The following is a 14634-nucleotide window of genomic DNA, read 5'->3' as shown; positions in this document are numbered from 1 at the left end:
TCGTTATAAGAGCGCCTTGAAAGAGTCATTATGAAGCAGTTAATTAAACGTATCTTTAATAAAGATGCAACCGTAGAACAAACAAATAGTGCCCCCACTCCAGAAAAAACACCTTATGAAATCATTGGTGGAGAACCAGGCGCGCGCGATCTTGCTAACCGCTTTTACGATATTATGGCAACCGATCCCTATGCAAAGCCGCTTTACGATATGCATCCGCAACCGTTAGATAGGATCAGGCAGGTATTTTTTGAATTTCTTTCTGGTTGGTTAGGCGGCCCAGACCTTTTTGCGGAGAAATATGGGCACCCACGTTTAAGAATGCGCCATATGCCCTTTCCTATCGACCAAGATTTACGGGATCAATGGATGCACTGTATGAATAAAGCATTAGACTTAGAGGTAGGAAATCCATTATTAAGAGAAGGATTAAGGCAGTCCCTCGCTCAGCTTGCGACACATATGATTAATCAAGAATAAGACTAAAGTATTGGTTGATTAAAATTACACGGCTATTTTGCGCTAGGTCAAATCCCGTTCTTGAGTAGAGATGCATAATCCCTGTTCTAATTGTGTACAGGTGCGATGCGTGTGAAATCTATTCAACATAAAATTTATGTGTTATTGGCAGTGACGGGCGTGCTCGTCTTGATTGCCAGTATCCTTAGTAGCAGCAGTCAACAAAAGACGCTCGCTGAAGAAACAGTCGAAAGTAATATTAAGCTACTGGCAGATAATTACTTTGACTCTATCAATACTATGATGCTGACCGGCACCATGGCAAACCGTGAAATTCTGAGTGATAAAATTCGCAATCATCCAAATATCGAAGACGCGCATATTATCCGCTCCGAGCAAGTTAATAAGCTTTACGGTCCAGGTAATGCAAATCAAGCACCTAACTCTGAGGCTGAGTTTGATGCATTGAACGGAAAAGAAACCTTAGTTATTGAACAGCGCGACGGTAGTCGCATCATGACTTATTTAAAGCCGATGGTGGCCAAAGAAAGCTATAAAGGAACAAATTGCTTGGGTTGTCATCAGGCAAAGGAAGGTGATGTGCTCGGTGTTGTGCGGATCAGCTACTCTTTGGATGATATTGATAATACGGTACACACTAATACGTGGCTTAGCACAGCCCTCCTCTCCGCCATCTTTATTACTACGTTTGTGATTTTAGGCGTGCTTTTTAGGAAGCTCTTTATTGTACGACTAAAAACGCTAGGCAGAACCATGCGCCTCGCAACAACGAATAAAGACCTATCGCTACGAATAGACGACCAAGTCGATGACGAGCTTGGACGCTTGGCGATTAACTTCAATAAAATGATGGATAGCTTTAAAGACAATATTGCACAGCTATCCAACTCTTCGAAAATACTTATTCACTCAGCAGAATCTATATATGCCTCAGCGGAAACTACCGAGCTGGCCATTCAAGAGCAAAAACAAGGGACAGACTCTGTTGCAGCAGCGATCAATGAGCTTGAAAGCTCTTCAAGTGAAGTAAAAAATACCACCCACTTTGCATCAGAAAAGTCGGATAGCAGCAATCACCTCGCAGAGGAAAGTATGGCTGTTGCTAATCATACCGAGCAAAGTATCAACCAATTAGCACAAGATGTCAGGCAAGCTGCAGAGCAAGTTTCTCAGCTTCAAGCACAAACACTAGAAGTGGGTAAAGTACTCGAAGTGATCAGTAGTATCGCGGAGCAGACCAATCTCTTAGCGCTTAATGCAGCAATAGAAGCCGCACGCGCCGGGGAAGCTGGTAGAGGGTTTGCGGTTGTTGCGGACGAAGTCAGAACACTTGCGACACGTACACATGATTCAACCGATGAAATCAAACGTACTATCGATAAGTTACAGTCCGAGGCACAGCAAACCGTGGCAGCAATGAGTGCTTCTTGCGAAGAAGCAGATGACCGAGCACATCAGGTCAAGAAAGTGGCCCAAGCGCTTAAAGACATCTCGACACAGATGCACGAAATTAATACCTTAAACCTACAAATTGCCGATGCCACTGAGCAACAAAACTTGGCCGCTGAAGAAATCAATCGTAGCGTAGTGGCGATTAGCGATAATGCTGAGCGCTCGCTAGTTGATGCCCATGGCTCTAAACAGATCAGTGAAGAGTTGCTCACCCTTGCGCGCGATCTGGATGAGCAAGTGCGAGGATTTAAATTAAGCTAAGTGAACACTAAAACTAAAAAAGGAGCCTCGGCTCCTTTTTACTCTATTACATCGCCAGCCAATTCTTTGGCGTAAGATAATTATACAGCTCAGCTTCTTTCGATCCTGGCTCTGGCTGGAAGTCATACTCCCAGCGTGCCAATGGTGGCATCGACATTAAAATAGACTCGGTACGTCCACCCGTTTGTAGACCAAACAACGTGCCTCTATCCCATACCAGATTAAATTCAACGTAACGGCCTCGACGATATAGCTGGAATTGACGCTCCTGTTCGCTATACGGTGTATCTTTGCGTTTTTCAATAATCGGCAGATAAGCATCAAGGAAGCCATTACCAACAGCTTGCATAAAGGCAAAGCTTTTTTCAAAACCCCATTGATTTAGGTCATCAAAGAATAAACCACCCACACCTCGAGTCTCATCTCGATGTTTTAAATAGAAATATTCATCACACCACTTTTTGTAGTCACCATATACCGCGTCACCAAATGGTGCGCACAAATCCTTTGCAACTTGGTGCCAGTGCTTCACATCCTCAAGAACGGGATAAAATGGCGTTAAATCAAAACCACCACCAAACCACCAAATCGGCTCTTCACCTTCTTTCTCAGCAATGAAAAAGCGCACATTGGCGTGGCTAGTTGGAATATTAGGATTCTTTGGGTGGATCACTAAAGACACCCCACAGGCATGAAAGCTTCTACCTGCTAACTCTGGACGATGCGCCGTCGCAGAGGCTGGCATAGAAGCGCCAAAAACGTGTGAATAGTTTACTCCGCCCTGCTCAATAACATCGCCATTACGGATCACGCGAGTGCGACCGCCTCCACCTTCTGCACGCTCCCAAGCATCTTCAACAAACTGAGCGTTACCATCGGCAGCCTCTAAGCCTTGACAGATATTATCTTGTAGTTGTAATAAAAAGGCTTTTACGGTCTCTAGGTTTACTTTACTCATGGTACTTTTTATCCTCGGATCACTTGGCCAGTCATTGCATTTTTAATGACGCTCGGAGTTGTATTGCCGCCTAACTCACCTTCAACATAATAGCCAACTTGCGAGCCAAACTGGCTACGCGCTTCCGTCAACGAAACAACCGGAGTTTGACCAGTGATATTGGCACTGGTAGAAACAATCGGCTTACCAAAGCGTTGACACAACTGCTTTACAATGGGATGGCTAGTAACACGAATAGCAATAGTGTCGTGCCCCCAGTTAACCAATGTGGAGTACTGGCTTTCGCTGGCAATAACCAAGTAATGGCACCTGGCCATGATGAAAAAATATCAGCGCGCTTATCCATCGGGATTTTATTGTCATCCACGTAGGGCAAGCATTGACCATAATTGTCGGCGATTAAAATTAACCCTTTTTCTATGGGTCTAGATTTGATTGTTAGCAACTTAGTGACCGCTTCTTGATTATCAGGATCACAACCTAAACCATAAATGGCTTCCGTCGGATAACAGATCACTTCGCCAGCTTGAAGTGCTGATTCGGGCGTTGTTATTGTCGCAGCATCCGCTTTAATGACATTACTCACGGTATTTCCACTATCTTTTGACATGATTTTTGTGGGCATTGTAGCACAGCTTTACCCGCCCTGGTTTTCTCCACCAGCACGGGCCAATGACACTCAGGACAAGTCTGCTCTAGAGGCTTAGCGTTCAAGGTATACTTACAACTTGGATAAGTATCACAACTATAGAAGTGTTTACCAAACTTATTTTTACGCTGAATTAGATTACCTTTTTGACATTTTGGACACGCGGGTAATGCCACGGTGGGTGGTGCATCTTCATGACCAATATAGTGGCAATCGGGATACCCTGTACAGCCTATAAACATGCCATAGCGGCCATTTTTTATCACTAGATCTTTGCCGCACTCAGGACAAGCCACATCTTCCAGCACTTTAATTATATGGCTATCATGATGTGCAAGCGGTCGAATGTAATCACAAGTCGGGTAGCTAGCGCAGCCAATAAATGGACCATTTTTGCTGTTTTTTATTACCAGCTCAGAGCCACATTCTGGGCATACTTCATACTCTTTTTCTAATGCATGTTTGTCTGCATTAAATAATGCATGGTCTATTTTACTCATCGCTTTACCACCGCCCGCTTGCGCAAATATGCGCCTAATATAATCGCCTTGTTGTTAGGGTCAAGGAAATGATGGAAATTCCCCCTGCAAATACTTGATATCAGCATTTTTAACGAAGCGAGAAGTGTTATTTGAAAGACGGTAAGTTGAGGTTTCGAACTCAACTTACCAAAGGAAACTTGTCGTGCTAGAGCAGAGTTAATGCACTACAGATGCAGGCTCGGTAAAAATCAGATCTTCCATCTGCGCATAAGCATGTTCTTTACCCGGCACATTAAATAGCACCATTAGTATCACCCACTTTAAGTCATCTAGACTGATATAGATTTTATCTAACGCGAATAAGCGGTCCATCACCATTTCTCTGGTGGTACTGTCAATGACTCCGACTTGTTCCACAAACATTAAAAAGCCACGGCTTTCTACGTCTAGCATATTGCATTCGCTGTCGGTGTAGATCCGTGTTGCATGATCCGGTTTAGCATTTAAGTAGGGGTTTTCGTCACTGTGCTGTAAATCTGCAAGTTGCTCAAGCCAATCAAGCGCTTTGTATATTTCGCCTTGATTAAAGCCGGCGCGAAGGAGTTCATCGGTGAGTTCATTTTGTTCGACAAAGATTTCTGCCTCACTGTGAATATAGTTCTCAAATAAATACATTAGAATATCAAACATCTTCTTAACCCCTCGCGAGTTTTATGTAGCCGTCGAGTACACGCTCTACTTTATCTTCGAGTTCTAGGTCCAATAGTCTGGCAATCACCTGCTCTACTGGCCACTGGGTCCTTTGCGTTAAAGTGTCAACTGACGTCACCTCAAAGCCAAGGTTTTCTAATACGGGACATTGCTCCTCTTTTTGCTCCCCTATTTCTATACTATATAGACTGTTTTCACAAAAAAAGCTCACTTCTTCCAAAATATCCTCAATATTTTCGGTGAGTTTTGCCCCTTGCTTAATCAGGTAATGACAACCGCTACTTAATCGATTTTTTATTGAGCCAGGGATCGCAAACACTTCTTTGTTTTGCTCCAGTGCATAGCGTGCGGTAATTAGCGAGCCACTTTTTACTTCGGCTTCAACCAACAAAACACCCAAAGATAAACCCGAGATTATGCGATTACGCCGCGGAAAATGATTACTATTTGCCGGAGTATTTGGTAAGAATTCACTCACCACCAAACCATGCTGCACGATGTCTTCATAAAGCCGTTGATGACGCTTGGGGTAAACAACATCAACGCCTGTACCTAGCACGGCAATAGTTCCTCCTTGAACATCAAGTGCACCTTGGTGCGCTGCGCCATCAATCCCTCTCGCCATACCCGATGTCACCACCAACCCCGAGCGACTTAAGCCCTGTGCAAATTCATGTGCAAGCCCAAGGCCAGTTCTCGTTGAACTACGACTACCGACAACTGCAATTTGTGGTTGTTTTAATAACGCTGTATTCCCTTTGCAAAATAGCACCAAGGGAGGGTGACAGATCTCTTTTAATTGCTCGGGATATTCGGGAGAAAACAATGATACAACATAAATTTGCTGACGTTGACAGTAAGCCAGTATGCGCTCAATACGAGACCAATCTGTGCGTGCTAGATTCGTGGCAACATTTTCTTGTAGCCCAAGTTCGCAAAGTTCAACTTTGCTTAACGTGAATAATTGCGTGAGGGAGACTTGATCAAGTAATGCTGTGATGGTTTTGATACCCAACCCTTGACACAAAGTTAACGCCAAAGCTTGAGCTAATTGAGTTTGTTTCATACTCTCTCCTTGAGTTTACTGACTCATTCAAGGAGAAATACTACCACTTAGTTACTGGCGGTTTCCTTGAATGCTTGTACATGATCACCAATACGGATCGGCTCCGAAGTCTCAACTACCATTGCGTAGCTTAAGTCTTCATACACTTTAAAGATCATTAGCTCACCGACTTTTTCCTTTGGCATATGCCATACCACGCTATCGTCATCGTTGTCCTCACCAAACCAAGATCCCACTTCAGTGATCATCTTGTCGAGTCGTGATGCATCTTCTATATAGCGCGGACCATGTTGACTTTCTATAACTGTAGGCGACTGCCTTATAATATCAAGGACATGTCCCTCTTTTAGTTGTGCTTTACTCCCTACATCAAGCACCACAACACTCATGGTACTAAACTCTCTAAGTTTGTTATCGCTGGCAATAATGCGGCCTGAAGTTTGCTGCTTTGGACGAGACATAGAAAACTGTGCCGGAAAGCTTTGTCCTGTAGATAGGGGCAGCACAATATCCCCGGCTCTGACTTCTTGCTTGGCAACTTCTAACTGTAGCTTTGCTGGGCGTCCCGCAGCCAGATCACCTTGCTCGACCACATGACCTGTGCCAACCAGCACCGCCTCCATACCTAGTTTCTGTTGACCCTCCAACGTGCGATAGATTTCACCGCGACGATAGATGGCATAGTGCCCGCCTTTAACTAAATCAGCTTTGATATATAGAAGATGACCTGGAGTCGCATTTTTAATATTGCGGTTAGCTCCCAGTACAATCGGGCTGTCAGAAAACTCAGATTCAGAAAGCGCTTGCTCGAAACGCAAAAACGGTTCCATGATGGGTAGTGGCAAAGTAGGAATGGCAGTCGATTTTTGGTTAACAATACGCGCATGCGGCGACAGCTTCTTCACGCCTTTGTCTAACACCAGCATTGGATTACCATTTTCATCGTAGAGTAGCTTAAGGCTATCTCCCGGGTAAATCAGATCTGGGTTTTGAATACTAGGGTTCCATTGCCACAATTGCTTCCACTTCCATGGAGAGCGTAAGTACATTTTTGAAATATCCCACAAGGTATCGCCTTTTTTCACCACATAGCGCTGTGGCGCATCTGCTTTGACGGCCAGAGTGTCCGCTCTCACAGAGAAGACTGAGCAGCTAGCGAGTATTAATGCAGCAATCGGATATTTCATGATGGCTTCCTTGTGGTTATTTTTGGTTATTATCCACCAAAACCTGTTAAAGGGGAACTTGAATGGCTAAAATAAGACCATACACTAGCTTACAACAGCTTACACGATAAATTGACTTAGGGTAATCATGGCCATATTAGAAGTTTTAAAGTTCCCAGATGAGCGTTTACGCACTGTCGCACAGCCTGTAGCAGAGGTTAATGACGAAGTACGTCAAATAGTTAAAGACATGCTGGAAACCATGTATGATGAAAATGGTATCGGCCTTGCGGCTACGCAAGTTGATATTCATCAGCGAATCGTTGTTATTGACGTTTCTGAAGAGCGCAATGAGCCGCGCGTATTAATCAATCCAGAAATAACCAAACGCGATGGTTCTACTGTGAGTGAAGAAGGCTGCTTGTCAGTGCCATACTCATACGCAAAAGTAGATCGCGCGGAAACCGTCACGGTAAAAGCAACGAACGATAAAGGCGAAGCGTTTGAGTTAGACGCTGATGGTTTACTTGCCGTTTGTATTCAACACGAACTAGACCACTTAGTTGGCAAACTATTTATCGATTATCTATCGCCTCTAAAGCGTGATCGTATTCGTAAGAAGCTTGAAAAAGAAGCTAAGTTCGCTGCAAAGCAAGCTTAACCAATCTCCAACTAACTGACTTTAGGGTATTTCGTGAGTAATCCTTTGCGTATCGTTTTCGCAGGCACGCCAGACTTTGCAGCGCGCCATCTTGACGCACTTATTCAATCACAACATGACGTCGTGGCAGTGTACTGCCCGCCCGACCGCCCAGCTGGACGTGGCAAAAAGCTCAAAGCATGTGAAGTAAAAGTGCTAGCACAAGAACACAACCTGCCAGTGCTACAACCGCAATCATTAAAAACACCGGAAGCACAGGCAGAACTAGCCACGCTTGACGCCGATGTCATGATTGTTGTTGCCTACGGGGTATTATTACCAAAAGCCATTTTAGATACTCCACGACTCGGGTGCCTGAATGTTCATGGCTCAATTTTACCACGATGGCGAGGCGCTGCGCCTATTCAGCGTGCTATTTGGGCTGGCGACAATGAAACTGGCGTAACGATCATGCAAATGGACGAGGGCCTAGATACCGGTGATATGTTGCATATCGCCCGCTGCCCTATTACAGCTACTGATACTAGTGCAGATCTCTACAACAAGCTTGCCGAACTTGGACCTGACGCGCTTATTGATACGCTAGCACGCTTATCAGCGGGCGAGATCACGCCAGAAAAGCAAGACGATACACTAGCGAATTATGCTAAGAAGCTAAGCAAAGAAGAAGCCGACATTAACTGGCAGATGGAAGCTGTGCAAATTGAGCGTAACGTTCGTGCATTTAATCCATGGCCGGTTTGCTTTACCAATATGGCAGGTAACAGCGTCAAGATTTGGCAGGCGAAGGTAGTTGACGAGCAAGGTGATGCAGGACATGTGCTACGCGCAGATAAGCATGGTATCGTAATTGCCTGTGGCACACAGGCATTGGAAATTCACACCTTGCAACCACAAGGTAAAAAGCCAATGTCTGCACAAGACTTTTTAAATGGTCGTGCCGACTGGGTAGCACTGGGTGCTAAGGTTGGTGACGCGTGAGTAATGTACGCGCACTCGCTGCCCAAACCCTATTTCAAGTCGTCGATAAAGGCGCGTCGTTAAGTGCTCAATTACCACTTGCCACCAGCCAGTTAGACGGTAAAGACAAAGCCTTGCTACAGCAAATTTGCTACGGCGTATTAAGATATTTGCCTTCACTTGAACACTATTGCCAGCAGTTACTTGAGCAACCGCTTAAAGGTAAGCGCCGTGTTTTCCAGTTTTTGCTGTATGTGGGTATTTACCAACTACAACATATGCGCGTACCAGCTCATGCTGCAGTAGCCGAAACTGTAAACGCACTCACGCCACTAAGAGCGCCCGGCATGAAAGGCTTAGTTAATGCAATTTTACGCAGCTTCCAACGTCATCAGGTCGAACTAGAAACCAGTGCTGCAGAGATCCCTGCTTGTTTATACAACCACCCTGGCTGGTTTATCAATCAACTTAAAGCAGCTTACCCTACTCAGTGGCAAGCTATTTTAGAGGCGAATCAACAACAAGCACCAATGTGGCTGCGTGTAAACCAATCCCAGTTTTCTACTTCAGACTACGCAGCAATGCTAGACCAAGAAGGGATAACCTATCAGCTTCATAGCGAATACCCAGACGGAGTTTTGCTTGATAGCCCGATTGACGTTTATGCGTTACCACAGTTTGCCGCTGGCGCTTGCTCAGTGCAAGACGCCGCCGCCCAAAAAGCCGCGAGATTATTAGCGCCACAAGAAGGTGAGAGTATTCTTGATGCTTGTGCAGCCCCAGGTGGCAAGACTTGCCATATTTTGGAGTTAGCAGACGCCGAAGTGACTGCCATTGATGCTGATGGTGATCGCTTACAACGTGTGGAGCAAAACCTTGAGCGTATCGGTTTATCGGCCAAGTGCCTTGAGGGCGATGCAAGTGACCCCGAAGCATGGTGGGATGGCGAGCAATATGATCGCATCTTATTGGATGTTCCTTGCTCTGCAACTGGCGTTATTAGACGACACCCGGACATCAAATGGCTAAGACGCGCTTCTGATATTGATAACTTGGTGACGTTACAGGCACAAATTATTGATAAAATCTGGCCATTGCTTAAACCCGGTGGCACACTAGTTTACGCTACCTGCTCGGTACTGCCACAAGAGAACCAGCAACAGATCGCACGTTTTCTTTCTGCGACCCTTGATGCGAAGCTCATACCTTTACATGATGCAGACACAGAAGCACAACCAGGCTTGCAGCTATTACCCGGATTGAGTGATGGGTTTTACTACGCAAAGTTGACAAAACAATAATAGAAAATCGACCGTAATCAATATGAAAATCATCATCTTAGGCGCCGGCCAAGTCGGCGGGACACTGGCAGAAAACCTCGTCGGTGAAGAAAATGAAATTACCGTTGTCGACATCGATGGCGAGCGCTTAAGAGAGCTGCAAGACAAATACGATCTACAGGGCGTCACTGGCCACAGTGCTCACCCTGAGATCTTACGCCAAGCAGGTGCTGAAGACGCCGACATGATAATCGCCGTAACCAGCTCGGATGAAGTCAATATGATTGCGTGTCAGGTTGCCTATAGTATTTTCAATACGCCGACCAAAATTGCTCGGATCCGCTCTGAGCAATACTTAAAGTACAAAGAAAAGCTGTTTCACAATGACGACCTACCAGTCGACCATTACATCGCACCAGAGCAGCTAGTCACTCAATACATCCGTAGGTTGATAGATTATCCTGGCGCTCTGCAGGTGCTGCAATTTGCTGAGGGCATGCTATCACTCGTTGCGGTTAAAGCTTATTACGGTGGTTTACTTGTTGGCTATGCACTTTCTGCATTGAAAGAGCATATTCCAAACGTCGATACCCGCGTTGCCGCTATTTATCGTCAAGGTAAAGCCATCAAGCCACTCGGCACCACCGTAATTGAAGCCGATGATGAAGTGTTCTTTATCGCCGCAACTAAGCATATTCGCGCCGTCATGAACGAGTTGCAAAAGCTTGAACGCTCTTACAAGAAAATTATGATTGCCGGTGGCGGTAACATAGGTGCGGGACTGGCCAGTTCATTAGACAAGAATCATAGCGTCAAGCTCATTGAACGTAATCAAGCTCGTGCCACGCAATTGTCTGAAATGCTCGATAATACAGTGGTGTTTTGTGGCGATGCATCAGACCAAGAGTTGTTATCAGAAGAGCATATTGAACAAGTAGACGTATTCATCGCAGTCACTAACGACGACGAAGCCAATATTATGGCCGCGATGCTTGCAAAGCGAATGGGCGTGCAAAAAACCATGGCGCTTATTCAACGTGGTGCCTACGTTGACCTCGTGCAAGGTGGCGACATTGATATTGCCATCTCACCGCAGCAGGCGACTATCTCAGCGCTGCTAACCCATGTTCGCCGTGGTGATATCGTTAACGTTTATTCATTGCGTAAAGGTGCCGCAGAGGCAATTGAAGCCGTCGCACATGGTGATGAAAACACCTCTAAGGTTGTCGGTCGTGCAATTCGAGAGATCAAATTACCACCGGGTGCGACTATCGGAGCGATTGTCCGTGATGAAGATGTACTGATCGCTCATGACGATACCATTATTCTCTCTGGCGACCATGTGATTATGTTCCTGATCGACAAAAAGCAAATCGGTGTTGTAGAAAAACTCTTCCAGGTAAGCGCTTTATTTGTTTAATGCCAATTGAATTAGTTCCTCAATCAACTTGAAGGGGAATTAGCTCATTTTCTTAATCCAAATGGTGTAAAGCGCCATATTCGCTAGTTATCTTGTTGGTCTTGAAAAATAGATAAATCGATTAGGTAATCTTTCAATACGCTACGGATTATGTCTGGATCTGAGGTTAAGTGAATACCCAAAGAGACGATTTTTTCATAACTTTTTATGCGCCGAATATCCCCCTCTAGCGTGATCTGATTCCCTTCCTTTCCTTCAATGAAAACCTCACATTTTAATCCCTCTTCCATGTGCTCGGCATCAATCGATGTTAAATCTAGCTGTAATCCAGCAAGTGAGATGTCTTTTATTACCCCAACATCTTTAATACCATGACAGTGAAACTTTGCGGGGATTAAGGTTGGCACCCGGTTTTGCGAGCGAAGTTTGTAAGTTTGTACTTTATTGGGTAAGTAAAGAAAAATAAGCCGCGCGGGATGGACTGAGACCGCTTTAATTTGCGATTTGAATGCAATGACTTGGCCATCGCCATTTTCGAGCAAAGCTCGGACGATAACCGAAGTCCCTTCCATCACAAAGTCCAGCGCCGCGCCTAATCGCTTAGGGTTGGGATGGTTAAGAATTAAAAACGCCCCTTGGAGCATACCGACATATTCTGTTTTTACTCTTTTGCTATTTGCCGGTAAACAAATTTCTAAATCAACAATACTTCCAGCGCTGATAGCGGTGAGCAAAGTATCTTGCCCAACCTCCTGAGTGTTTAACATGGATCCAACCCTTCCTGAGTTAACTCTACTACATTTTTATTGTAGCAGTTTTAGCGGAAGGCCATTTAAAACTGAATTCAAATTAATTACAACGCTTCGACTACCAACAATACCTAAAAAAGGGTCACCTATTTCACTAGGAAGTGACTTTTGAGCATTACCGCGCCGTCTCTTAGGGTCATCATTCTGCTTTGTACTTCAAGAGAGCTTTGTGGCATGCCAAGCTCTTCATCAGCTATAAACAACATCATTGGCTCACTGTTACGCTTAGCAACAAATAATATACCCGAGACATCATGCTTGAATAAGCAGCCCACTCCCTCAGTCTCAAAATCATCGACAATCGCTGGTATCTGGCGTTTTTGCCAAAGCTCATTTTCTGAAATCACTTGAACAACAAATCGTATACCGCTCTCACAGCCAATTTGATGGAATAAGTCGTATGATTGAGCACTTCCTAATATAGGCTTGTTGTGTTGCAAGTAACCGACTTCATCGATTAAGCTATTCAACTGCATTACGCTTTGTTCTATAAGCTGCATGCCTAGATCCAGCTCATGGCTAGCAGCAAATCCCTTTATCACTTTAAATCCTTTGTCTGAAAAGCGTGTGGCAAGCAATATCGTCGCCTCCAAGTTAAATCGTTGTAAAAATACTGACACTTGAAAAGCCCGAAAATCCGAGTTTTTGAAATTTTTATTAACTTTTTCTTTGCGAAGTTCAAAAATAAGATGACAACTTGTCACACTCAAAGAGGAGAAATTTCCTTTGGTTGTTATTAGTGGGCTTTCATCAACATAAGCCCACTTGAATAGGCGTGACTAACCACGCCAGAAGGTGGGAGTAAATAGGACCAACAGCGTGAAGATTTCTAAGCGACCAAAGACCATAGCAAGCGTAAGGATCCACTTTGCGGCATCACTAATATCGCCATAATGGGCCGCAACGTCTCCCAACCCAGGACCTAGGTTGTTTAGACAAGCCGCAGTTGCTGAAAATGCAGTAATGTTATCGAGTCCCGTCCCCAGCAATGCAATCATAATAATCACAAACACCAGCGCATAAGCTGAGAAAAAGCCCCATACCGCTTCCACCACTTTATCTGGCAACGCCTTGCGGCCTAATTTTATTGAGTATATAGCACGCGGATGCACTAAACGATTAAGCTCACGGATCCCCTGCAAATAAAGCAAGAAGACACGTACAACCTTCATCCCCCCCCCTGTAGAGCCCGCACAACCCCCAATGAAACTAGAGAAAATCAAGAGAATAGGTAAAAACAGCGGCCACGTTGAAAAACTATCAGTCGCAAAGCCTGCGGTGGTGCTAATTGAAACAGCCTGAAACATCGCTTGATCTAAGGTCTCATCACCTGTTTCATAGACATCGTTTGATGACAATACCGCGAAACAAATCACCACTAGCGCTAACTGAATAAACAGAAAGACTTTAAACTCAGGATCTCGCAAATAGGCTTTAATATTACGGCTCGATACAGCAGCATAATGTAGCGAGAAGTTAATAGCAGCAATCAACAAGAAGACGACACAAATAACGTTGATAAATGGGTTATCAAAGTAACCCATTGAAGCATCATAGGTTGAGAAGCCACCGATGGCTATCGTAGCAAACGCATGACAAATTGCATCAAACCAATTCATTCCCGCTATCCAGTAAGCCACTGTACATGCGGCCGTTAAAGACACATAGATATACCATAGGTGCTTGGCCGTATCGGCAATGCGCGGTGTCATCTTCGAGTCTTTAACTGGACCTGGTGTTTCAGCGCGATATAACTGCATGCCACCAACCCCAAGCATAGGGAGAACAGCAACGGCCAATACGATGATCCCCATACCACCGAGCCACTGCAACTGTTGGCGATAGAACAATACCGCTTTAGGTAAATGCTCTATGCCCGTCAATACCGTTGCTCCCGTAGTTGTCAGCCCAGAAAAAGCTTCAAAAACAGCATCTGCGAGGGATAGATTCGGTTTATCTAAGAAAATGAGCGGTAATGATGCAAACGACCCCAGTACCAGCCAGAATAAGACGACGATTAAGAAGCCCTCTCTTGCTTTAAGATCGCCGTTTTCCTTGCGGTTTGGGTAGTAAGCAAATAGGCCCATTAGCACACTAAAAATAAAAGCTAAAACAAAAGGTACACCACCACCATCTTTGTATATCAAAGATACAATGGCTGGTGGCACCATAGTGATACTAAATAGAGCGACCAACTGCCCGAGTATTTTTATTATGGTACGAAATTGCATTTTGTACGCTGCGCTTTTTGTTATTTAACCAGAGGTTAATTAGTGAAT

15 protein-coding genes and 1 pseudogene (1 of these 16 running past the window's edge) are annotated in these 14634 nt (G+C 44.7%); 6 read left to right on the top strand and 10 right to left on the bottom strand.

Annotated elements, in window-relative coordinates:
- A protein-coding gene (aroE, locus tag B1L02_RS00145; RefSeq protein ID WP_088529467.1) for a shikimate dehydrogenase crosses the window boundary here: on the bottom strand, window position 1 shows a 1-nt sliver of it. 812 nt of this gene lie to the left of the window's left edge; just 1 of its 813 coding nucleotides falls inside the window; only part of the start codon is in view: it crosses the left edge, with 1 base visible at window position 1; the stop codon falls past the left edge of the window.
- A 29-nt stretch (window positions 2-30) separates the two neighbouring features.
- On the opposite strand from aroE, the gene B1L02_RS00140 reads away from it, so the two are divergent.
- Both B1L02_RS00140 and B1L02_RS00135 read left to right on the top strand, forming a co-directional pair.
- A complete protein-coding gene (locus B1L02_RS00140) occupies window positions 31-480 on the top strand; it encodes a group II truncated hemoglobin (RefSeq protein WP_088529466.1) in 450 nt (149 codons plus the stop codon).
- Between the two features lie 105 nt (window positions 481-585).
- Window positions 586-2193: a methyl-accepting chemotaxis protein gene (locus tag B1L02_RS00135; RefSeq protein WP_088529465.1), complete on the top strand. Its 1608-nt coding sequence runs from the start codon at window positions 586-588 to the stop codon at window positions 2191-2193.
- A gap of 46 nt (window positions 2194-2239) precedes the next feature.
- Here B1L02_RS00135 and hemF read toward each other — a convergent pair whose 3' ends face one another.
- The 6 genes and pseudogenes from hemF to B1L02_RS00105 all read right to left on the bottom strand — a co-directional run bounded on the left by hemF (window position 2240) and on the right by B1L02_RS00105 (window position 7246).
- Window positions 2240-3151: an oxygen-dependent coproporphyrinogen oxidase gene (gene hemF / locus B1L02_RS00130; RefSeq protein ID WP_088529464.1), complete on the bottom strand. Its 912-nt coding sequence runs from the start codon at window positions 3149-3151 to the stop codon at window positions 2240-2242.
- An 8-nt stretch (window positions 3152-3159) separates the two neighbouring features.
- Window positions 3160-3737 (bottom strand): annotated as a pseudogene (locus B1L02_RS00125) (L-threonylcarbamoyladenylate synthase).
- Window positions 3734-4300 (bottom strand): type I DNA topoisomerase, encoded by a 567-nt coding sequence (locus tag B1L02_RS00120; RefSeq protein WP_088529463.1) that lies wholly within the window; start codon window positions 4298-4300, stop codon window positions 3734-3736. The pseudogene B1L02_RS00125 and the gene B1L02_RS00120 overlap by 4 nt, the downstream one beginning before the upstream one ends.
- 198 nt (window positions 4301-4498) lie before the next feature.
- Complete coding sequence (locus B1L02_RS00115; RefSeq protein ID WP_088529462.1) at window positions 4499-4972, bottom strand: DUF494 family protein; 474 nt, start codon at window positions 4970-4972, stop codon at window positions 4499-4501.
- Between the two features lie 4 nt (window positions 4973-4976).
- On the bottom strand, window positions 4977-6059 hold the full coding sequence (dprA, locus tag B1L02_RS00110) for a DNA-processing protein DprA (protein WP_088529461.1): 1083 nt from the start codon (window positions 6057-6059) through the stop codon (window positions 4977-4979).
- A gap of 47 nt (window positions 6060-6106) precedes the next feature.
- A complete protein-coding gene (locus B1L02_RS00105) occupies window positions 6107-7246 on the bottom strand; it encodes a LysM peptidoglycan-binding domain-containing protein (protein WP_088529460.1) in 1140 nt (379 codons plus the stop codon).
- 127 nt (window positions 7247-7373) lie between these two features.
- Here B1L02_RS00105 and def point away from each other — a divergent pair, with 127 nt between their 5' ends.
- Genes def through trkA form a run of 4 tightly spaced genes read left to right on the top strand, consistent with a single transcriptional unit; the run spans window position 7374 to window position 11546 of the window.
- Window positions 7374-7886 carry a peptide deformylase gene (def, locus tag B1L02_RS00100; RefSeq protein ID WP_088529459.1) on the top strand — a complete coding sequence of 171 codons (513 nt, stop codon included), beginning with the start codon at window positions 7374-7376 and terminating at the stop codon, window positions 7884-7886.
- Window positions 7887-7919: 33 nt separating this feature from the next.
- Window positions 7920-8867: a methionyl-tRNA formyltransferase gene (fmt, locus tag B1L02_RS00095; protein ID WP_088529458.1), complete on the top strand. Its 948-nt coding sequence runs from the start codon at window positions 7920-7922 to the stop codon at window positions 8865-8867.
- A complete protein-coding gene (rsmB, locus tag B1L02_RS00090) occupies window positions 8864-10147 on the top strand; it encodes a 16S rRNA (cytosine(967)-C(5))-methyltransferase RsmB (RefSeq protein ID WP_088529457.1) in 1284 nt (427 codons plus the stop codon). The genes fmt and rsmB overlap by 4 nt, the downstream gene beginning before the upstream one ends.
- Window positions 10148-10169: 22 nt before the next feature.
- A complete protein-coding gene (gene trkA, locus B1L02_RS00085; protein ID WP_088529456.1) occupies window positions 10170-11546 on the top strand; it encodes a Trk system potassium transporter TrkA in 1377 nt (458 codons plus the stop codon).
- Window positions 11547-11629: 83 nt separating this feature from the next.
- On the opposite strand, the gene B1L02_RS00080 is transcribed toward trkA, so the two are convergent.
- The 3 genes from B1L02_RS00080 to B1L02_RS00070 form a co-directional block, all read right to left on the bottom strand.
- The gene (locus B1L02_RS00080) at window positions 11630-12313 is read right to left on the bottom strand and encodes a flagellar brake domain-containing protein (protein WP_088529455.1); all 684 of its coding nucleotides are present in this window, start codon (window positions 12311-12313) and stop codon (window positions 11630-11632) included.
- Window positions 12314-12441: 128 nt separating this feature from the next.
- Window positions 12442-12975 (bottom strand): hypothetical protein, encoded by a 534-nt coding sequence (locus B1L02_RS00075; protein WP_223191962.1) that lies wholly within the window; start codon window positions 12973-12975, stop codon window positions 12442-12444.
- A 159-nt stretch (window positions 12976-13134) separates the two neighbouring features.
- Complete coding sequence (locus B1L02_RS00070) at window positions 13135-14586, bottom strand: TrkH family potassium uptake protein (protein WP_088529454.1); 1452 nt, start codon at window positions 14584-14586, stop codon at window positions 13135-13137.
- Window positions 14587-14634: the final 48 nt, after the last annotated feature.

This window comes from Pseudoalteromonas piscicida (assembly GCF_002208135.1).
Classification (GTDB): domain Bacteria; phylum Pseudomonadota; class Gammaproteobacteria; order Enterobacterales; family Alteromonadaceae; genus Pseudoalteromonas; species Pseudoalteromonas piscicida_A.
The sequence above is the reverse complement of the archived record's forward strand: the minus strand, read 5'-3'. Positions and strand labels throughout refer to the sequence as shown.

Excerpts from the sequence above, each read along its gene's own strand:
- hemF (WP_088529464.1), bottom strand. The coding sequence starts at position 3,151 with ATGAGTAAAGTAAACCTAGAGACCGTAAAAGCCTTTTTATTACAACTA.
- B1L02_RS00105 (WP_088529460.1), bottom strand. The coding sequence starts at position 7,246 with ATGAAATATCCGATTGCTGCATTAATACTCGCTAGCTGCTCAGTCTTC.
- B1L02_RS00070 (WP_088529454.1), bottom strand. The coding sequence starts at position 14,586 with ATGCAATTTCGTACCATAATAAAAATACTCGGGCAGTTGGTCGCTCTA.
- B1L02_RS00135 (WP_088529465.1), top strand. The coding sequence starts at position 586 with ATGCGTGTGAAATCTATTCAACATAAAATTTATGTGTTATTGGCAGTG.
- B1L02_RS00115 (WP_088529462.1), bottom strand. The coding sequence starts at position 4,972 with ATGTTTGATATTCTAATGTATTTATTTGAGAACTATATTCACAGTGAG.
- dprA (WP_088529461.1), bottom strand. The coding sequence starts at position 6,059 with ATGAAACAAACTCAATTAGCTCAAGCTTTGGCGTTAACTTTGTGTCAA.
- trkA (WP_088529456.1), top strand. The coding sequence starts at position 10,170 with ATGAAAATCATCATCTTAGGCGCCGGCCAAGTCGGCGGGACACTGGCA.
- B1L02_RS00080 (WP_088529455.1), bottom strand. The coding sequence starts at position 12,313 with ATGTTAAACACTCAGGAGGTTGGGCAAGATACTTTGCTCACCGCTATC.
- B1L02_RS00140 (WP_088529466.1), top strand. The coding sequence starts at position 31 with ATGAAGCAGTTAATTAAACGTATCTTTAATAAAGATGCAACCGTAGAA.
- B1L02_RS00120 (WP_088529463.1), bottom strand. The coding sequence starts at position 4,300 with ATGAGTAAAATAGACCATGCATTATTTAATGCAGACAAACATGCATTA.
- def (WP_088529459.1), top strand. The coding sequence starts at position 7,374 with ATGGCCATATTAGAAGTTTTAAAGTTCCCAGATGAGCGTTTACGCACT.